Genomic DNA, 18,709 nt, shown 5'->3' with positions numbered 1-18,709 from the left:
TCAGCCCCCCACCAGCGGAACCAGCCGGACAAAGCTCACCTCGTCGGCCTCGGTCAGGGTCAGCTGCTCGTCCAGGTCACCGACCTGGCGGTCGCCGACGAAAACGAAGAAACCGTTGCGCCCGAACGCCCGCACCGCGGTGTCCGCGGCGGCCTCCCAGTCCAGCCGTCGCCGGGACCGGTAGCCGTTGAGCGCGGTCTCCGCCGCCGAGGGCGTGACCAGCCCGGCGAAGCGGGCCGCCGGGCGCGCGTTGTGCCGGGCGACCTCCTCCCGGACCCGGAAGCGGATCAGCTCCCGCAGCGTGATCGGGCTGGGCACCCCGGCCAGCAGCAGCCGGGCGGTCTGCTGCCCGGTCGGTGTCGCGTCGGTAATGACGATGTTCATCCCCACGGCGCGGACTATGGCAGCCGCCACCGACAATCCCGGCCGGACGGCTCAGGGGCGGGGGTTCTTGTGGTTGTCCTTGACCGCCTCGAACCGGCTCTTCTCCACCACGGTGTTGGTGACGAAGCAGAACCGGTACACCACGATGCCGCCGCGCCCGCTGGGCTGCTCGTCCTTGGACAGGAAGTGCCTGCAGTTGGCCCCTCGCGGTTTCGGCGGGCCCTGCTGGCGGTAGCGGGCCAGCATCTTTGAGCTGCCGTGCGGCAGGATCCGGTCCGCCTCGGCCTTGCTCTGGCCCACGCTGACCGCGTCGTAGGTGCTGCGCTCCAGGGCCATGCCGTCCCAGGCCTTGAGGATCCAGCAGCCTGCGATGAAGGCGACCAGGGTCACCGTCAGCACCACGCCCACACCGATCCCCATGGCGTTGCGGACTCTCCGGTTCATCACCCCGACTGTTCCTTCCCCCACCGCTGCCGCCGACTCAGCCAGACTCCTCCGGCGGGGGCGCTGACCACATCACTCTGAAGTCTGGGGCCGCGCTCACGAAGGTCTACCCCGGGGTCCATCTCAGGTGCCACCGATCCCGGCCTCATGCGCCAGGATCGCGGCCTGCACCCGGTTCGAGCAGTCGAGTTTGCCCAGCACCCGGCTGACATACATCTTGACGGTGGCCTCGCTCATGTAGAGCCGCCCGCCGATGTCGGCGTTAGAGAGGCCCTGGGCGAGCAGTTCGAGGACCTCGCGTTCGCGGTCGGTGAGCACGTCCAGGCGGCGCTGGGCGTCCACCGCCTTCGCGGTGCCGCCGGTGGCCGAGACCCGGCCGATCACCCACTTGGTCACCGACGGGGACAGGTAGGCCTCACCGGCGGCCACCACCTGCACGGCGCGGATGAGTTCCTCGGGCGCGGAGTCCTTGAGCAGGAACCCGGCGGCCCCGGCGTCCAGGGCCCGGCCGATGTACTCGGACTCGCCGAAGGTGGTGAGGATGACGACCCGGGTGTCCGGGGCGAGTTTGGTCAGCTCGGCCAGGGCGGAGAGGCCGTCCATGCCGGGCATCCGGATGTCGAGCAGCAGCACGTCGGCCGAGCGCGCGGTGACCTCGGCGATGGCCGCGCGGCCATCGCCGGCCTCGGCGATCACCTCGATGTCCTCGGCCGCGGACAGCACGAGCTTGATGCCCGCGCGCACCAGCGGTTCGTCATCGGCGACGATCACCCGGACCACGTGTGCCTCCCACTTGGCCGCGCCCGGCCCTCGCCCTTGCTGGGAGATGCTCGCACACCGGCACGGGGCGAGCCGCGGCGACGGGGAAATGATCCAGCCGGGGCGAGCGGCGGCGACGGGGCACATCAGAACGGTCGTTTGACGACCAACCGATCTTTCTGGGTCAGCTGGCCGTCCCGGAAGCAGAACCGGAACGCCTCGGTCCGGTTCTCCGGCAGTTCGGAGCCCTCCACGTAGTAGTACCGGCAGCGTGTGCCCTCCGGCACCGGGCCGGCCTGGTCGCCGATGCGAGTCTCGGCCCCCGCGCTGGCCTCGCCGAAGCGTTCCACCATGACCTGTTCGGTCTCCCCGAGCCTGGCCTCGTGGAACCGCTCGGGCACCAGCATCTCCCCGTTGCGGATGATCACCCAGACGATGGCCCCGACGAAGGAGAACAGGCTGAACAGGACGAGTCCGCTGATGGCCAGGCCGGTGAGCACCGGGCGGTGCCGGATGGTCTGCATCAGGGTGCTGACCTCGGTGCGGGCCAGCGGATGGGTGGCGGGCACGGTGGTCAGCGGGGCGTCGAGGTCCGCCTCGGTCTCGGCGGCGGGCTCGCCCTCGAAGGGCAGCACCGCGGCGACCCGGAAGCCGCCGTCGGCGGTGTGCGCGGCGTGCAGCACGCCCCCGGCCAGCCGCACCCGCTCCCGCAGCCCGGTCAGCCCCTGCCCGCTGCCGCCACCCCTCGGCGGTGCGGTGGCCGCGGTGTTGACCACCTCGATGATCACCGCGTCGGACTCGTAGTTGAGCCGCACGGTGACCGCGCCGCCGGGGGCGTGCCGCAGCGCGTTGGTCAGGCCCTCCTGGGTGACCCGGTAGAGCGCGTTCTCGATCGGCCGGGGCAGCGGCACCGCCTGGCCGGTCTCGGCCTGGCTGACCCTGGCACCGCTGCTGCGCGCGGATTCCAGCAGTTCGGGCAGCTGGTCCAGGCGGCGGGCGTGCAGTGGCACGTCCTGGCTGTCCTGGCCGAGCACGCCGATGATCTCCCGCAGCTCCTCCATGGCCCGCCGCGCGGTGTCGTGCAGGATCCCGGCGGCCTCGGCCTGGGCCGGATCCTGGCTGGCCGCGAGCTTGAGCCCGCCGGCCTGCAGGGAGATCAGGGTGAGGTGGTGGCCGAGACTGTCGTGCATGTCCACCGCGATCCGGGTGCGTTCCCGGATCCGCGCCTCGGCGACCAGCGAGCGGCGTTCCCGTTCCAGGTACTCCGCGCGTTCCCGCAGCGCCTCCACCAGCAGGCTGCGCCGGGCGCTGCTGCGCCCCAGCACCGCGGGCAGCAGGATGAACCACAACGTCATGATCACGTTGAAGCCCAGGGCCATCATGCTGGCCACCACGCTGTCCCCGTAGAGCGGGGACACCGCGGCGGCCACCGCGAAGTGGCCGAGCGCGGCGGCGAGCAGCCTATACAGCGGCCCGATCCGCCTGCCCGCCGCGTAGGCCAGCGGGATGCCCACCGCGCCCACCCCGAGCGCGCCCACGACCAGCGCGGTGGCCGGGAAACGGCGGCGCAGGAACAGCGAGACCGCGGTGAAGGTCACCGCCGGGATGGCGACCTCGGTGGCCATCGGCCAGGGCGGCAGCAGCAGCACGGAGATCCCGACCAGCAGGTAGAGCCCGCCCTCCAGGGTCCACTGCCGCCAGCCGGAGATGCCCAGCCACGGCTGCCGGGCAGTGGTGTCCATCTGGGCAGTCTAGTTTCAGCGCAGGTCGGCGGTGGCGTTGCGGCTCACCGCGATGGCCAGCGGCCCGCCGATGGCCAGCACCGTCAGCGTGATCGCCTGCCACAGCGGCAGCTCGCCCGGGTTGAACAGCCGGGAGAAGGCGGCGGTGACGTTGAGCCAGGACAGGATGTCGGTGGCCAGTGGCGAGAGGGTGGCCAGGCCGTGCACGGCGCTGAGCACGAACGGCACCCCGATCGCGATGAGCAGGCTGAACAGCACGCTGCGGGTGGCCGCGCCGAGGGCGAAACCGAAGGCGTAGGCCAGCATCAGGCTGCCGAAGCCCTCCAGCAGCAGCCCGTCCAGACTGCCCACGCTCTGCCCGCCCGCGGCGGCGAAGCCCGCGATGGTGATCCCGCCGAGCGCGGTGGCCAGGCCGAAGCCGAGCACTCCCGCCAGCAGCGCGGAGATGGCCTGGGCGCCGAACCAGCGGCCGCGGCCGGAGCTGACGCCCAGCACCACGGCCACGCCGCGCCGGGCCCACGGGTCGACCGCGAGCACCGCCCCGGCGACTGGGGCGAGCAGCACCAGCAGACTGAGGTAGAGCGCGAGCCCGGTGGTCTGCTTGTCCGGAGTGAACGAGCTGATGTTGGCCAGCACCGTGATCAGCACGACGGTGCCCAGCGCCGCGGGCAGCAGCAGCGCGAGCAGTCCGGCGCGGTGCGCGCGGAGGGTGCCGAGGTGGGTTTTGACCAGCAGCGGCAGGCCGATGGGCGTGGGTGTCAGGGTGGTCATCCGGCTTTCCTCAGCTCCGTGTCGTGGGCTTGCAGGTACAGCTCTTCCAGGCTGGCGCCGGTGGCGCGCAGCACCTGGATCGACTCGTCCAGCACGATCCGGCCTTCCCGGATGAGCACCACCCGGTCGACGTAGGTCTCCAGGGCGAGCAGGTCGTGGCTGGAGACGAGCACGGTCGCCCCGGCCAGGGCGCGTTCGGCCAGGGTGTCCCGGACAAAGCGCTGGGCCACCGGGTCCAGGCCGTTGGTGGGTTCGTCCAGCAGCAGCACCGGCCGGTCGCCGAGCAGCGCGAGCCCGAGGGCCAGGCGCTGGCGCATGCCCAGGGAGTAGGTGCGGACGCGGTCCCCGGCGGCCGTGCTGAGGTCGACCCTGGCGAGCATCTCCTCGGCGGCGTGCGCGGGCAGGCCGAGCAGGTCGGCGATGAGGGTGGCCGCGAGCCTGCCGGTCCAGTTGGGTGGCAGCGCGGAGGCGTCCAGCGAACTGCCCACGACCCGCCCGACCGAGGGGTAGTCGCGGACGTTCTTGCCGAGCACGAGCAGCCGGCCTGCGTCGGGCCGGGCCAGCCGCAGCGCGCTGCGCATCAGGGTGGTCTTGCCCGCGCCGTTGTGCCCGACCAGTGCGGTGACCTGTCCGGGCGCCGCGGCGAAGGACACCCCGTCCAACACCGTGCGGCGCCCGAACCGCTTGCTGACGTTCTCTGCCTCAAACATGACACAACGGTAGAAAAGCGCAGGTCACTCCGTCAGTTGCCCAAAGTCGAGCGGGCCGCTGACCTTCGTCTGGGCTTACCGGGTGATCGGCAGCGTCGCGGGCAGACCAAAGGCGGTGATCAACTTCCCCTCGAAGGTGACCACCTCGGCGACCAGCCCGTCCTCCACCCGCAGCACGTCCAGTGCGGCCACGGTGTACTCGGTCGCGCCGGGCTTGAGCACGTAGTTGGCCACCGCGGGCTGCCGGTTGACCCAGGTGGGCAGCGCGGCCCACTGGCCCCAGGAGTCGGAGCCGCCGGGCATGACGAGGCTCCACTGCGCGATGAGTTCGTCCCGGCCGCGCATCGAGAACGGGTGCGGCGGCATCGTGTGCAGCGCGTCGGCGTGCAGCAGCTGGGCCATCGCGGTCATGTCGGCGGATTCGGTGGCGGCGATGAAGCGGGCCAGGATGTCTCGTTCCTCGGCGGAGGGTTCGGCGGGCACGGTCCAGTCCGCGCGCCGCCGGGGCAGGTGGTCCTTGAGGGTGGCGCGGGCACGCTGCAGGGCGCTGTTGGCCGAGGCGACGGTGGTGTCCAGGGCCTTGGCGGTCTCGGCGGCGGCCCAGCCGAGCACATCACGCAGGATCAGCACGGCCCGCTGGCGGGGCGGCAGGTGCTGCAGCGCGGTGAGGTAGGCCAGTTCGATGGTCTCCCGTGCCACCACCACGGCGTCGGGTTCGTCCGCGGCGGGCGCGGCCAGCTCCAGCAGCTGATCGGGGTAGGGCTGCAGCCAGGACACCTCACTGGTAGTGGCCAGTTCCGGATCGGCCACCGCGGTCTGCTGCGGGGCGGGCCGCTTGGCGATGGCGTCCAGGCTGGCGTTGGTGGCGATCCGGTACAGCCAGGCCCGCAACGTGGCCCGCCCCTGGTAGGTCTCCCTGCGGTGCCAGGCCCGCAGGAAGGTCTCCTGGACCAGATCCTCGGACTCCTCGAAGGAGCCGACCATCCGGTAGCAGTGCACCCGCAGCTCGTGCCGGTGCCGTTCGACGAGCTGTCCGAAGTCCTGCTCGTTCATGGTGACCGCGACGTCCACAACGCCTCCCCGGGTTACCCGCGCCGCTGTTCGGCGCGTCACCAGTTATGACCGGCCCACACCCAAAAAGTAATCTCCGCGCAGGTCAGCCCGGGTGCAAGCCCACTCAGCCCGGGCGCAAGCCCGACTCGGCCGGGGTGCAGACCCATCTCAGCCCACGCTCGGCCCCAACCTCACCCGGGTGCGGGCCGATCGCGCCCGGCCAGGCCACGCTCAGACCGGCCGCCGCGCTCAGACCGGCCGCAGCCCGACCGCCGCGAAGGCGGACCGAGGCGCGGGTTCCTCACCACAACTGGCCGGCGCCGCGGGCAAAGGCCGTTCCACGACCTCCACCAGCCACCGCCGCCCGTCTAGGTGCTCGACCCGAACCGGTTCATCCTGTTCCTCGAACACCGTCAGCGCATCCGGATCCAGCTCGGCGGAGACCTCCCGCACCGCGAGTTCCGCGGCCTGCCCCCGCCGACTCCACGTACTCCGCCCCCGCAACCCCACGATCTCGACCTGCCCCTTGCGCGCCCCCAGCAACGCGGCCTGGGCGGTGGCCAGATCGAGGCGGCCGTAGCTGTACCCGGTGGGCAGCACCAGCCCGGTGGGCGCGAACCGGTGCCCGCCAAGATGACTGCACTCCCAGACCGCGGGCCGGAACCCCCGGTCGAGTTCCTCGGCGATGGGCCGGCCCAGCTGGGTGCAACACCGATCGCGCCGGCCGTTGGTGCAGACCAGCAGCAGCGGCTCGGCGGTGGGCTCGCCCAGGCGGGGGTCGGCGAAGTCCAGGTCGAGCAACTCACGCGGGTCGGCGAGGGTGGCGGTGTGCAGGGTGGTCGCGCCGGGCGCGGTCCGCGCCAGGAAAACCCGCCGCGGCCGCGCGGGGTCGCTCCGCCCAGGCGAGCGAATCAACAACACCTTGACCCCGGTGCCCTCACTGCGCCGGATCAGCTCCGCCCCGAGCCCCGGATCAAGCCGACTCTCCAGCAGCGCCTTACGTCCCCACGGCCCAGGCTGCTCCAGGCAGAGCCAGGTCGCGGCAGTCGGCCCGGTGGCCGCCACCGGCTCGGCCAGCCACGCCGCGCAGCCGGTCATGCGCGCTCCGTGACGGTGTTCTCGCTGGTCACGATGCCAGTGTGCACTGTCGGCGACAGGTGCCGGGTGTCGGGCGACCGGCGTCGGCTCCGGGCCGGGCCGGGCCGGGCCCCGCATGCCCCGCGCCCGCCTGCCCGGCGCGCTCGCTGGCCCGACCTCTTCGATCCGGCGGGCTGGTGTCGTCCTGCCCGACCCGGCCGCTGCCCGACGGATGCCCCTGGCCCCGATCGGTTGCCTGGCGGTTGCCTCTGGCTCCGACCAGTGGCTCCGACCGGTGCCTCTGACTCTGGCCGGTGGCCGTGAGGTCGGCCAGTGCCCGTGAGGTCCTGATCCGTCCCGTGCCGGGGTCCGCCGCCGCCACCGTTCCTCTGCGGAACGCGGAAACGGCTGTTTTGGTTGCCTTGGCGTGTGGATCTTGTCGCTCGATCGGGTCATTCGCGATCCAACGCGCCTGGCGGACCAGCCGCGACCAGCCCTCACTTTACCGCCTCGACCAGCCGGAACTCGCCAGTCCGCTGGACTTATCCACACCCGCCGCATCCTCGGCCTTCCGCCGAAAGTGTGCCGAACCCCAGCAGAGCGGAACCCCGCGGAGCCGGAGCCCAGCAGGACGGTCGAGCCGAGAAAGCCTGCCGCGGGCCCCAGTCTCGAACCTGCCGCGAGCCCTGGCCTCGAAACCGCGTCGGACCGCGCTGGGCCAGACCCAACCAGACCAGACCAGGCCGGACCGCGCCTGACCAGTCCTGTTCGGGCCGGGCCGGGCCGGGTCGGGTCGGCGAATCGAGCTTGCTGCCAGTCAGCGGCCAGCCACTCCTGCCAGCCGATCAACAGCGCCCAGCCGATCAGCAGCCTGCCCCCAATCAAGCCACCCCATCAGAGCCACCCCATCAACAGCCCCGCCACCGCGGCGCCCGCTTCTCGCTGAACGCCGCCGCCCCCTCCCGGGCATCCATCGACCCCGAAACCTTGTGATACCAAGGATCCTGGATCGCGAACGCGTCCCTCTCAAGCACCGGACGCACGATCTGTTTCACCGCGGCCAGTGCGAGCGGCGCGTTCCGGCTGATCCGGGCCGCCAGCTCCAGCGCCACGGCCAGCGCTTCGCCGTCGGGCACCACTCGGTTGACCAGGCCGTGACTCGCCGCCGCGGTGGCGGGCAGGGGGTCGCCGGTGAGGAGGAGTTCCATGGCGATGTGGTGGGGGAGGTGCTGGGGGAGGCGGGTTACGCCGCCTTCGCCGGCGATCAGGCCGCGTTTGACCTCCGGGAGGCCGAATTGGGCTGACTGGGCGGCGATGATGAGGTCGCAGGACAGGGCCAGCTCGAAACCGCCTGCCATGGCGTAGCCCTCGACGGCGGCGAGGATGGGCTTGGTGAGGGGGCGGCGGGTCAGGCCGGCCAGGCCGTGGTCGCCGATCACCGGGATGTCCTCGCCTGCGGCGAAGGCGCGTAGGTCCATGCCTGCGCAGAAGTGGCCGCCGGCGCCGTGCAGGACGGCGGCGGTGAGGCCGGGGTCGGACTCGAGGCGGTCCAGGGCGGCGCTGACCGCTACGGCGGTGGCGTGGTTGATGGCGTTGCGGGCCTGGGGGCGGTTGAGGGTGATGACCAGGACGGTGTGCACGGTCTCGGTGTCGACGGTCATCGGCGTACCACCGGCAGGCTTTCCAGGCCGCGCATGACGCGGGAGGGGCGCCAGCGCAGTTCGTGCTCGGGGGCGGCCAGGCGGATCTCGCCCAGCTTGTGCAGCAACAGGTTCACCGCGAGCGCACCCTCCATTCTGGACAGTGCGGCGCCGATGCAGAAGTGCGGGCCGCGGCCGAAGGCGAGGTGGTCGTTGGGGTCTCGGGTCAGGTCCAGGCGGTCGGGATCGGGGAAGTGGGACGGGTCCCGGTTGGCCGAGCCGATCAGCAGGCTGACGATGTCGCCGGGCTGGATGAGGCGCTCGTGCAGGCGGATCGGCTGGGCGGCCACCCGGAAGGTGGCGTCGCGGACCGGGGAGTCGTAGCGCAGCAGCTCTTCCAGGCCGGTGCCGATCAGCGCCGGGTCGGCACGCAGCGCCTGGAGCTGGCCGGGGTGGCGGAGCAGGGCGAGCATGCCGTTGCCGATGAGGTTGACGGTGGTGTCGTGGCCGACGAGCAGCAGCAGGTAGGCGGTGCTGACCAGCTCCTCCTCGGAGAGCTGTTCCCGCGCGCCGACCAGGGCGCCCAGCAGGTCGAGTTCGCCGGTGTGCTGCTGGCGTTTGTGCGCGATGAGTTCGGTGAGGAAGGCCCGGAGCCGGTCGTCGGTGCGGTGTCCGGCGGTGGGCACCACGGTGTTGGTGAGCAGGGTGCGGGTCGCGGGGGTGTTCAGGTGCTCGGGCACGCCCAGGATGGTGCAGATCAGGGTGAAGGTCAGCGGCAGCGCGAACTCGGCGATGAGGTCGGTTCCGGTGTCCGGGTCGATCCGGTCCAGCAGGTCCTCCGCGGTGCGCTGGACGAAGGGTTCCAGCGCGGCGATCCGGCGGGGCAGGAACGCGGTGCTGACCAGGCGGCGCAGCCGGGTGTGCTCGGGTGGGTCGGCGTGCACGAGGTGTTTGTTGAGCCCCTCTGGTCCCGGCCGGTAGCCGGGGACGGTGCCGGGGTTCTTGCTCAGGCGCTCGTCGCCGAGCAGGGCGCGGACGTCGTCGTGGCGGGAGACGTGCCAGATGAGGCGGCCGTCGCGTTTGCGTTCGGCGAAGACCGGGGCGTGCTCGCGCAGCCAGCGGAAGTACGGGTAGGGATCACTGGCCCGGCGGGTCAGCAGCTCGGCGGGTGGGCTCGCCTGCACCAGGACGTCGGTCATCTGCGCGTCGGCGCCTTTCGCTCCTGCGATCGACCCCGAGGCGGGTCCGCTCACGGCGATCGAAACGCATCCGGGCGGGCATCCGGCGCAAGACCACCCGATCTTGTGGTCCTGGGCGGAGTCGGGTTGCGCGGGAAACCGGCACGTGCCATCCGATCATCCGCGGCTAGCCTGGGCGGCATGACTGGGGACCTGTTCACCGACGCCATCCGCTCACCCGAGGCATTGCGCTCGCTCTACGAGGCGCCCTCCCCGCTGGCCGCGCGCAAGCAGATCAGCGAGATCGACGAGATGGCCCGCCGGTTCATCGCCTGCTCCCCGCTGGTGTTCATCTCCAGCGCCAGCGCGGCGGGCGACTGCGATGTCACCCCGCGCGGCGGCCCGGCAGGCTTCGTCACCGTGCTCGACGACAAGCACCTGGCCATCCCGGACGCCACCGGCAACAAACGCCTGGACACCTGGCACAACGTGCTGGAGACCGGGCGGGCCGGGCTGCTCTTCGTCATCCCCGGCCGCGGGCAGACCCTGCGGATCAACGGCGCCGCCTGCCTCAGCGCCCGCCCAGAACTCCTGGACTCCCTCACCGCCGTCGGCAAGCCCCCGGTCAGTGCGCTGGTGCTGCGGGCCGAGGAGGTCTACGCGCACTGCCCCAAGGCGTTCGTGCGCTCCAAGGCCTGGCAGCCGGAGGGCTGGCCGGATCCCAGCGCCCAGCCCACTCCGGCCGAGGTCACCCACGCGCACCTGCGCTCGCCCGAGATCACCATCGCGATGGTCGAGCAGAGCCAGCGGGAGAGCCTGCTCTACCGCTTGGAGTGATCATCGGGTAAGCGGGTGCGCACCAGTTCGACCAGTTCCTCCTTGTCCTTGATGTGGCGGTACAGGGCCATCGGAGAGCAGCGCATCCGCTCGGCGACCCGGCGCATGCTCACCCCCGCGAGCCCCTCCTCCGTGGCAATGGCCACCGCGGCGGCGACCACCGCCTCTCGTGTCAACCTGGCCGGGCGACCCGGCCGGCGTGGTTGCTGGCCCCCAGGCGTCATCACATGAGTGTGCCTGAGACAAGCCAGTCCCAAACTACGCAAAACGTGCACCAGCAGAACCGTTGTGTTTCGGTCTTGACACCAGGCGCCCAGGCGCGCAACCGATTGGAGCAGCCATGCCACCCGTCACCGTGATCACCGGGGGCAGTCGCGGCATCGGGGCGGCCACCGCCCGCCGCCTCAGCGCCGACGGTCACCGGGTCGCCATCAGCTACGTCCAGGCCAGCGGACCGGCCGAGGAACTGGCCAGGGAGATCGCGGGCGCTGGCGGCCGCTGTGTGGCGGTGCGCGCGGACACCACCGTGCAAGCCGACGTGGACCGGCTCTTCGACCTGGCAGGACAGGAACTGGGCGTGGTCACCGGGCTGGTCAACAACGCCGGCATCACCGGACCGCTGGGCAGGCTGGCCGACCTGTCCGGGGACACCCTGCGCCGGGTGGTGGAGGTCAACGTGGTCGGCTACCTGCTCTGCGCCCAGCGCGCCGCCCGGCAGATGGCCGCCTCCGCGGGCGGCGCGGGCGGGGCGATCGTGAACATCTCCTCGGCCGCGGCCACCCTGGGCAGCCCCAACGAGTACGTGCACTACGCCGCGACCAAGGGCGCGGTGGACTCGATGACCGTGGGCCTGGCCAAGGAACTCGCGCCCGAGGGCATCCGGGTCAACGCGGTCGCCCCTGGCATCATCCAGACCGAGATCCACGCCGCCATGGGCGATCCGGACCGCCCGCAACGCCTGGCCGGACGCATCCCGGCCGGGCGGCCCGGCGAGCCGGAGGAGATCGCGGCGGCCATCGCCTGGCTGCTGGGCCCGGACTCCTCCTTCACCACGGGTGCGGTGGTCCGGGTGGCGGGCGGACTGTAGACATTCAACGGGCTGTCCCGGCGTTGTGTTCGCGGTAAGCGCGACGTCAGGACCCCCGCCTACGCTGCCGCCATGACCTACCTGAGCAGCGCGAACGCCGCCGAGCGCACGCTGACGCTCGCCGCGGGCCCGGAACGGCCGAAGCTGACCTACCACACCGATGGTGACCGGCTGGTCGTCTTCGCCGCCGTCGGTGGGGCGCCCCAGCACCCGGACTGGTTCCACCAGGTCCTCACCCACCCGGAGGTCACCGTCGAACTCGACGGCGAGACCTTCCCCGCCGTCGCCGCGGTCACCACCGGCCCGGAGCGGTACCGGATCTGGTCCACCGCGGTCCGCCGCACCCCCGCGCTGGCGGAGTACCAGGTCAGGGCCGGGGCCAGGACGATCCCGGTGATCACGTTGCGCCGTCGGGAAGTCTGAAGACGAGGGTGTCGGTGCGGGCTGGCAAGATCGCCGTGTGCGCTTCTACGCTGACCTGCACATCCACTCGAAGTACTCCCGCGCCTGCAGCCGCGACTGCGACCTGGAACACCTGACCTGGTGGGCCAGACGCAAGGGCATCGCCCTGGTCGGCACCGGCGACTTCACCCACCCCGCCTGGTACGCGCACCTCACCGAGACCCTGGAGCCCGCCGAACCCGGGCTGTACCGGCTCAAACCCGACCTCGACCGCGACATCAACCGGACCCTGCCGACCAGCTGCGCGGGCACCGACGTCCGGTTCATGCTCTCGGTGGAGATCTCCACCATCTACAAGCGCGGTGACAAGACCCGCAAGGTCCACCACCTCATCTACATGCCGGACCTTGAGGCGGCGGCCCGGTTCAACCAGCGCCTTGGCAAGATCGGCAACCTCGGCTCGGACGGCCGCCCCATCCTCGGCCTGGACTCCCGCGACCTCCTGGAGATCACCCTGGAGGCCAGCCCGGATGCCTACCTGGTGCCGGCGCACGTGTGGACGCCGTGGTTCGCGGTGCTGGGCTCCAAATCCGGCTTCGACGCCATCGAGGACTGCTACCTCGACCTGGCCCAGCACATCTTCGCGGTGGAGACCGGCCTGTCCAGCGACCCGGAGATGAACTGGCAGGTCTCCGGCCTGGACAAGTACCGCCTGGTCAGCAACAGCGACGCGCACTCCCCGCCGATGCTGGGCCGGGAGGCCACCGTCTTCGACACCGGCCTGGACTACTTCGCGCTGCGCCGCGCCCTGAAGACCGGCGAGGGCTTCGCCGGGACCGTGGAGTTCTTCCCCGAGGAGGGCAAGTACCACCTCGACGGGCACCGCAAATGCGAGGTGCGCTTCGACCCGGCGCAGACCCGCGCGCACGAAGGCCGCTGCCCGGAGTGCAAGAAGCCGCTCACCGTCGGCGTGCTGAGCCGGATCAACGACCTGGCCGACCGGCCGCTGGGCTTCCGGCCCGAGGGCGCGGCCGGGTTCCGCAACCTGGTGCCGCTGCCGGAGATCATGAGCGAGATCGTCGGGGTCGGGCCGAAGTCGAAGAAGGTGCAGACCGCGCTGAACGCGCTGACCACCGCGCTCGGCCCGGAACTGGCCATCCTGGACGAGGTGCCGCTGCACCTGATCGCCGAACAGCACGAGCTGCTGGGCGAGGCGATCGGCCGGTTGCGGCAGGGCAAGGTCTTCCGCGATTCCGGCTTCGACGGCGAGTACGGCGTGATCCGGATGTTCGAGCCGGGCGAACTGCGCCGCCGCAATGAGGCCAGCACCTTCGCCCTGTTCGAGGACTCCCTCTTCGCACCGGAACGCACCGCACCGGTCCGCCGCGCCGACCCGGAACCGGTGCTGTTCGCCGCGCCGGAACCCGAGCTGGCCGAGCCCGCCACCCTCGTGGTCGAAGCCGCCACTGAGCCCGATCCCAGTGCCGCGCCGTCCCTGCTCGACGGCCTGGACCCCGACCAGCGCGCCGCCGCCGAACGCCTTGGCGGCCCGCTGCTGATCATCGCCGGACCCGGCACCGGCAAGACCCGCACCCTCACCCACCGCCTCGCCCACCTGATCACCGCGCACGACGTGCCACCGGAACAGTGCCTGGCGATCACCTTCACCCGCCGCGCCGCCGAGGAGATGCGCGAACGACTCGCCGCCCTCGCGCCAGGGCACGCCGGGCGGCTGACCATCTGCACCTTCCACGCGCTGGGTGTGCGTTTCCTGCGTGAGCTGCACGAACGCCTCGGCCTGTCGGCCAACTTCACCATCGCGGGCACCGAGCAACAGCTCGCGATCCTCACCGAGGTCACCGGCGCGGAGAAGACCGCCCGCGAACTCCTCGACGGCAAGACCGAGTGGGACGCGGACCTGCGCGACCGCTACACCAAGACCTTGCGCGCCAGGGACCTGGTCGACTTCGACGACCTGATCACCCAGCCGGTCGCCCTGCTCGAAGCCGATGAGGAACTGGCCGAGTCGTACCGTGACCGGTACCGGTGGATCTCGGTGGATGAGTACCAGGACGTGGACGAACTCCAGTACCGGCTGCTGCGGCTGCTGGCGGGGGAGCGGGCCAATCTGACCGCCATCGGCGACCCCGACCAGGCCATCTACCGCTTCCGCGGCGCCGACGTCGGCTTCTTCCTGCGCTTCCGGCAGGACTTCCCCGGCGCGGCGACCGTGCAGCTGACCCGCAACTACCGCTCCGGCAAGCACATCATCACCGGCGCCCGCCAGGCCATCGAACCCACCACCCTGGTGCCAGGCCGGGAACTGCTCGCCTGCGGCAGCCACGCCGAGCACGCGTTGATCGGCCTGCACACCGCCGCCGACGAGACCACCGAGGCCGCCTTCCTCGCCCGCACCATCGACCAGCTGCTCGGCGGCTCCTCCTTCCACTCCCTGGACAGCGGCCGGGTCCAGGGGGATGGCGACGGCGGTCTGTCCTTCAGCGATTTCGCCGTGCTCTACCGCACCGACAGCCAGGCCCGCGCCGTGGTGGAGGCGCTGACCAGGGCCGGGGTGCCGTTCCAGAAACGCTCGCACGACCGGCTGCTGCACCGTCCCGGCGTCGCGGAGATCCTGCGCGAGCTGAGTTTCGTCAGCCCGGAGCAGGCCACCGACGTCCCGGCCAGGGTGCGGGCCGCCGCCGAGACCGCGCTGAGCCGGATCCCGGCGGCCGAGCTGGACGAACGCGCGGTGGACATCCACACCGCGCTGGACCTGCTGGCCCCGCTGAGCCGGGCGCACGAACACGACCTGGACGCCTTCCGCACCGAGCTGTCCCTGGGCGCGGAGGTCGACTCGATGGACCCGAGGGCTGACCGGGTCTCGCTGCTGACCCTGCACGCGGCCAAGGGCCTGGAGTTCCCGGTGGTCTTCCTCATCGGCTGTGAGGACGGTCTGCTGCCGCTGCGCTGGCAGGGCGCGACCGGCCTGGACGCCGAGCACGTCAACGAGGAGCGGCGGCTGTTCTTCGTCGGCATGACCAGGGCCCAGGATCGGCTCTACCTCAGCCACGCCGCCCAGCGGCACCGCCACGGCGCGGACCGGAACCTGCCGGTCTCCCCGTTCCTGGCGGTGCTTGGCCCGGACCTGCTGGAACGGCACGGTGACGCGGTGCCGCGCAAGCGGAAACCGCGGCAGATCAGCCTGTTCTAGTCGGCCGGGTGGCGGCTGATCAGCACGATCACCGCGATGGCCAGCCCGATCGCGAGCATGCCCTGGTAGAAGCCGGTGAACACGGTGATCGCCGCGGTGACCATGCCGACCACCTGCATCGTCACCGCCAGCGGCCGCGCCCAGGCCGGGCTGGCGATCAGTCGGAGCGCGGCCAGGAACACCAGCAGCGCGATCAGCGGGTTGGCCACGACCACCACCCAGGCGAACCCGGAGACGGTCTGACCGTGGTCGAGGCGGGTGGAGATGGTCAGCAACTGCACCACCCAGGCGCCCAGCGTGGCCACCGCCTGGGCGAACATGATCACCCTGGCCACGGTCAGCCCCCGTGGCGTGCGCACCGCTGTGTCCATCGGGACCCCTCCCCCTGCTCCGTGGTTAACGTCAGGCACGGTAGCCACAGACGAGGGGGAGGGGTCCCGATGCGGCGAGGCTGGATGTCCGCGACCGTGCTCACCACAACGGTGCTGCTGGGCGCCGCCGGGTGCGCGGCGACGCAGCCGACGGTGTGCAAAGGCGGGATCTGCTCCGGGCCCGGGTACAGCCCGTCCAGCTCGACCCAGATCCAGACCGGCATCGTGCACGTGCTCAGCGCCATCGGCTTCGCCGCGGTGGTGCCCGGCACCGCGGCCGGACCCGCCCGCCGGTCCAGCCACTCCCCACCCCGCCGGGCAGCGGGTGGGCCCCGCCGCGCTGAACCAGGCGATTCCGCTGGTGGCGTAACCGATCCCGGGCGCACAGCCCTGGACCTACGGTGGCCGCATGCACTCACCGATCACGGGCACGGCCGCCGGCGTGCCGTACACCGCCCTGCCCCCGGCCACTGACGGCCCGGCGCCGCTGATCGTCACCTGGCACATGCTGGACGCGCCCCGCTCCGACGCCGCCTTCGCCGCCGCGTTGCCCATGCACGAACTGCCCGCCTGGCGGGTGCACCTGGGCATGCCGATGTGCGGGGCGCGGATGGTCGACGGCAGCATGGACGCCGGCCTGGCGCTGATCCGCGAAGACCCGCTGATGTCCTTCCTGTACGCCTTCGTGCAGCAGGCGACCGAGGAGTTCCCGGCCGCCCTCGCCGCGCTCCGCGAGCAGCTGCCGGTGACCGACGGCCCGATCGGGGTGCTTGGCGGCTCGCTGGGCGGGGCGGTCGCACTGCGGATCCTCGCCGAGACCGACACCCCGGTCTTCGCCGCCGCCGTGGTCAACGCCGCCATCCGGATGCGCTCGGTCGTCGACCTGTTCCCCGGCGACTACCCCTACGACGAGCAGTCCACAAAAGCCGTCGACAGCCTGGACTTCATCCCCAGGGCCAAGGTTCTCGCCGGGCGGGCGCCGCTGCTGGTCGTCAGCGGCGAACTGGATCACCCGGCACTGCGGGCCGACGCGCTCGAACTCGCCGAGGCGGCCGGTGAACGAGCCGAACTGCTCTCCATCCCCGGCCTGGCGCACCCACTGGCCGAGGAACCCGGCATCGAACCCGCACCCCAGCTGCCCCTGGCCCGCGTGGTCGACGCCAGCCTGACCACGTGGTTCCGCCGCCACCTCTGAGCTGCCATTCGTTCAAGCGATCACCCGGCAGCGGGCCTACCGTCAGAGCCATGACCGATCCGAACCTGCCCAGCATCTACCCGACCTTGCGCTACACCGACGCCGATGCCGCGGTCGCCTACCTGACCTCGGTACTCGGCTTCGGCGAGAAGATGGTCTCCCGCTCGCCCGAGGGCGTGATCAGCCACGCCGAACTGTCCTGGGGCAACGGGATGATCATGATCGGCCAGCGCTCGGCCGAGCCCAGCCCGTTCGACACCGGCCGCTCGGTGCTCTACCTGGCCGTGGCCGATCCGGACGCCCACCACAGGAAGGCGGTCGCGGCCGGTGCGCAGGTGAGCATGCCGTTGACCGACCAGCCCTACGGCTCGCGGGAGTACGCGGTCACCGACGCCGAGGGCAACGTCTGGTGCTTCGGCACCTATCAGCCCGCGCCCTGACCGGACAGCGCCGGAACCTCGATCGCGCCGAGGTAGCCGTCCGGGCGGACCAGCACGGTCGAGCCCACCGGCACGCCGTAGATCGCGCGGACCGAGTCCTCGGTGATGACCACGCTGCGCTCACCAGGACTGTCCGCGCCGGGCCGTGACCCGCCGAAGATCAACCGAGTCTGGTGCGGGCCCCGGAACAGCTCGAACAACCGGCCGCCGTCGACCAGCCGGGCATCCGGCGCGCGGTCCCCGGGCGCGAGGCCAGTCGCCGTCTCGACCCCGGTGGGAGCCAGGGGTCCGCCGCGATAGCTGATGTCGAGCTGGTGGGTTTCCTTACCGCGCCGCATGCCTTCGGTGGCGTCGCGCTGGACCAGGCGGGAACTCAGGCCCAGCACCGCCGCGGCCACCGGCAGCCGTTCCCGCTCGTAGCTCGCCAGCAGCTCCTCGGATCCGGCGGCCAGTTTCCAGCCGAGGTTGTAGGCGTCCTGCACGCCGGTGTTGAGGCCCTGACCACCGGCGGGGGAGTGCACGTGCGCGGCGTCCCCGGCCAGGAACACCCGCCCGAGGCGGAAGCGGTCGACCATGCGCACGTTGGCCCGGTACAGCGAGAGCCACACGAGTTCGGTCAGCCGCAGCTCCTCCCGGCCACTGGCGGCGCTGACCAGGTCCTGCAGCGCGGCCAGGGTGGGCAGCTCGGCGCCCTCGCCAGGGGTCGGGGCGTAGATCTGGAAGGTGTCGGTGCCGGGCAGCGGGCACAGGGCCAGCGCCCCGGACTCACCGGGCCAGGCGTGCCAGAACTCGCGGTCCAGACCGGTGAGCCGGATATCGCCGACCAGCATCCGCTGGGTCTCCAGGGTCTCACCGAGGAAGTCCACGCCCAGGCTCTTGCGCACGAAGCTGCGGCCGCCGTCCGCGCCGACCAGGTAGGCCGCCCGCATCGAGTGGCCGCCCACGGTCGCGGTGACACCCTCGGCGTCCTGGGTGAACCCGGTCAGCGGAGTGCCGAACTCCACCCGGCCGCCCAGTTCGGCCAGCCGGTCGCGCAGCAGCTGCTCGGTGCGCCACTGCGGGCTCATCAGGATGTTCGGATACGGCACCTGCTCGGTCGGTTCACGCGGCTCGTCGATGCGCTGGTCCCCGAGCACCTCGCGGCCACGGTAGGCGCGGATCACCGGGTACGGCCCGCCGTGGGCGAACAGCGCGTCCAGCACGCCGAGGTCCTCGAAGACCTCCTGGGTGCGGGGCTGGATGCCCTTGCCGCGGGAGCCGGGGAAGGGTTCGGTCCTGGCCTCGACCAGGCGGAACGGCAGGCCGCGGCGGGCCAGGTCGACGGCCAGGGTCAGGCCGGTGGGTCCGGCGCCCACGATCAGCACGGGGTCCATGACAACTCCTTAACGTCGTTAAATTTAACGGCGTT

General features: G+C 71.7%; 20 protein-coding genes. 7 read left to right on the top strand and 13 right to left on the bottom strand.

What is annotated here, in order from left to right:
• The 10 genes from ACTOWY_RS24495 to ACTOWY_RS24450 form a co-directional block, all read right to left on the bottom strand.
• On the bottom strand, window positions 1-384 hold the full coding sequence (locus tag ACTOWY_RS24495; protein ID WP_441311998.1) for a hypothetical protein: 384 nt from the start codon (window positions 382-384) through the stop codon (window positions 1-3).
• Between the two features lie 51 nt (window positions 385-435).
• Window positions 436-828 (bottom strand): hypothetical protein, encoded by a 393-nt coding sequence (locus ACTOWY_RS24490; RefSeq protein ID WP_247757010.1) that lies wholly within the window; start codon window positions 826-828, stop codon window positions 436-438.
• 123 nt (window positions 829-951) lie between these two features.
• A complete protein-coding gene (locus ACTOWY_RS24485; protein ID WP_441311997.1) occupies window positions 952-1,608 on the bottom strand; it encodes a response regulator in 657 nt (218 codons plus the stop codon).
• A 125-nt stretch (window positions 1,609-1,733) separates the two neighbouring features.
• Window positions 1,734-3,329 (bottom strand): sensor histidine kinase, encoded by a 1,596-nt coding sequence (locus ACTOWY_RS24480; protein WP_441311996.1) that lies wholly within the window; start codon window positions 3,327-3,329, stop codon window positions 1,734-1,736.
• Between the two features lie 15 nt (window positions 3,330-3,344).
• Complete coding sequence (locus tag ACTOWY_RS24475; RefSeq protein WP_441311995.1) at window positions 3,345-4,100, bottom strand: hypothetical protein; 756 nt, start codon at window positions 4,098-4,100, stop codon at window positions 3,345-3,347.
• Window positions 4,097-4,810 (bottom strand): ABC transporter ATP-binding protein, encoded by a 714-nt coding sequence (locus ACTOWY_RS24470; protein ID WP_441311994.1) that lies wholly within the window; start codon window positions 4,808-4,810, stop codon window positions 4,097-4,099. The genes ACTOWY_RS24475 and ACTOWY_RS24470 overlap by 4 nt, the downstream gene beginning before the upstream one ends.
• A 75-nt stretch (window positions 4,811-4,885) precedes the next feature.
• Window positions 4,886-5,881 (bottom strand): RNA polymerase subunit sigma-70, encoded by a 996-nt coding sequence (locus ACTOWY_RS24465; RefSeq protein ID WP_441311993.1) that lies wholly within the window; start codon window positions 5,879-5,881, stop codon window positions 4,886-4,888.
• A 231-nt stretch (window positions 5,882-6,112) separates the two neighbouring features.
• Window positions 6,113-6,961, bottom strand: a complete 849-nt coding sequence (locus tag ACTOWY_RS24460) for a sucrase ferredoxin (RefSeq protein ID WP_441311992.1) — start codon at window positions 6,959-6,961, stop codon at window positions 6,113-6,115.
• An 887-nt stretch (window positions 6,962-7,848) separates the two neighbouring features.
• On the bottom strand, window positions 7,849-8,601 hold the full coding sequence (locus tag ACTOWY_RS24455) for a crotonase/enoyl-CoA hydratase family protein (RefSeq protein WP_441311991.1): 753 nt from the start codon (window positions 8,599-8,601) through the stop codon (window positions 7,849-7,851).
• Window positions 8,598-9,779, bottom strand: coding sequence for a cytochrome P450 family protein (locus ACTOWY_RS24450; RefSeq protein WP_441311990.1), 1,182 nt, complete (start codon window positions 9,777-9,779; stop codon window positions 8,598-8,600). The genes ACTOWY_RS24455 and ACTOWY_RS24450 overlap by 4 nt, the downstream gene beginning before the upstream one ends.
• Before the next feature lie 180 nt (window positions 9,780-9,959).
• Here ACTOWY_RS24450 and ACTOWY_RS24445 point away from each other — a divergent pair, with 180 nt between their 5' ends.
• Entirely contained in the window at window positions 9,960-10,595 is a 636-nt protein-coding gene (locus ACTOWY_RS24445; RefSeq protein ID WP_441311989.1) for an MSMEG_1061 family FMN-dependent PPOX-type flavoprotein, read from the top strand.
• Here the strand turns inward: ACTOWY_RS24445 and ACTOWY_RS24440 are convergent.
• Complete coding sequence (locus ACTOWY_RS24440; RefSeq protein ID WP_185004968.1) at window positions 10,580-10,819, bottom strand: TetR/AcrR family transcriptional regulator; 240 nt, start codon at window positions 10,817-10,819, stop codon at window positions 10,580-10,582. The genes ACTOWY_RS24445 and ACTOWY_RS24440 overlap by 16 nt on opposite strands.
• A 116-nt stretch (window positions 10,820-10,935) precedes the next feature.
• On the opposite strand from ACTOWY_RS24440, the gene ACTOWY_RS24435 reads away from it, so the two are divergent.
• The 3 genes from ACTOWY_RS24435 (at window position 10,936) to ACTOWY_RS24425 (ending at window position 15,295) form a co-directional block, all read left to right on the top strand.
• The gene (locus ACTOWY_RS24435) at window positions 10,936-11,682 is read left to right on the top strand and encodes an SDR family oxidoreductase (RefSeq protein ID WP_441311988.1); all 747 of its coding nucleotides are present in this window, start codon (window positions 10,936-10,938) and stop codon (window positions 11,680-11,682) included.
• Between the two features lie 72 nt (window positions 11,683-11,754).
• Entirely contained in the window at window positions 11,755-12,105 is a 351-nt protein-coding gene (locus ACTOWY_RS24430; RefSeq protein WP_247756991.1) for a nitroreductase/quinone reductase family protein, read from the top strand.
• A gap of 37 nt (window positions 12,106-12,142) precedes the next feature.
• Window positions 12,143-15,295: a UvrD-helicase domain-containing protein gene (locus tag ACTOWY_RS24425; protein ID WP_441311987.1), complete on the top strand. Its 3,153-nt coding sequence runs from the start codon at window positions 12,143-12,145 to the stop codon at window positions 15,293-15,295.
• Here the strand turns inward: ACTOWY_RS24425 and ACTOWY_RS24420 are convergent.
• Window positions 15,292-15,666: a hypothetical protein gene (locus ACTOWY_RS24420; RefSeq protein ID WP_441311986.1), complete on the bottom strand. Its 375-nt coding sequence runs from the start codon at window positions 15,664-15,666 to the stop codon at window positions 15,292-15,294. The two genes, ACTOWY_RS24425 and ACTOWY_RS24420, sit on opposite strands and share 4 nt — an antisense overlap.
• 69 nt (window positions 15,667-15,735) lie before the next feature.
• Between ACTOWY_RS24420 and ACTOWY_RS24415 the strand changes: the two genes are divergently transcribed.
• From ACTOWY_RS24415 to ACTOWY_RS24405, 3 genes are read left to right on the top strand one after another with little or no spacing between them, the layout of a single operon-like run.
• Complete coding sequence (locus ACTOWY_RS24415) at window positions 15,736-16,140, top strand: hypothetical protein (protein WP_441311985.1); 405 nt, start codon at window positions 15,736-15,738, stop codon at window positions 16,138-16,140.
• Entirely contained in the window at window positions 16,076-16,861 is a 786-nt protein-coding gene (locus ACTOWY_RS24410; protein ID WP_441311984.1) for an alpha/beta hydrolase family protein, read from the top strand. Before ACTOWY_RS24415 ends, ACTOWY_RS24410 begins: the two co-directional genes overlap by 65 nt.
• Before the next feature lie 50 nt (window positions 16,862-16,911).
• Entirely contained in the window at window positions 16,912-17,301 is a 390-nt protein-coding gene (locus tag ACTOWY_RS24405; protein ID WP_441311983.1) for a VOC family protein, read from the top strand.
• On the opposite strand, the gene ACTOWY_RS24400 is transcribed toward ACTOWY_RS24405, so the two are convergent.
• On the bottom strand, window positions 17,286-18,674 hold the full coding sequence (locus ACTOWY_RS24400; RefSeq protein WP_441311982.1) for an FAD-dependent monooxygenase: 1,389 nt from the start codon (window positions 18,672-18,674) through the stop codon (window positions 17,286-17,288). The genes ACTOWY_RS24405 and ACTOWY_RS24400 overlap by 16 nt on opposite strands.
• Between the last annotated feature and the right edge of the window lie 35 nt (window positions 18,675-18,709).

The organism is Crossiella sp. CA198, from assembly GCF_052078295.1.
In the GTDB taxonomy this organism is placed as follows: domain Bacteria; phylum Actinomycetota; class Actinomycetes; order Mycobacteriales; family Pseudonocardiaceae; genus Crossiella.
Note: the sequence above shows the minus strand (reverse complement) of the source record. Positions and strands in the feature narration are given on the sequence as shown.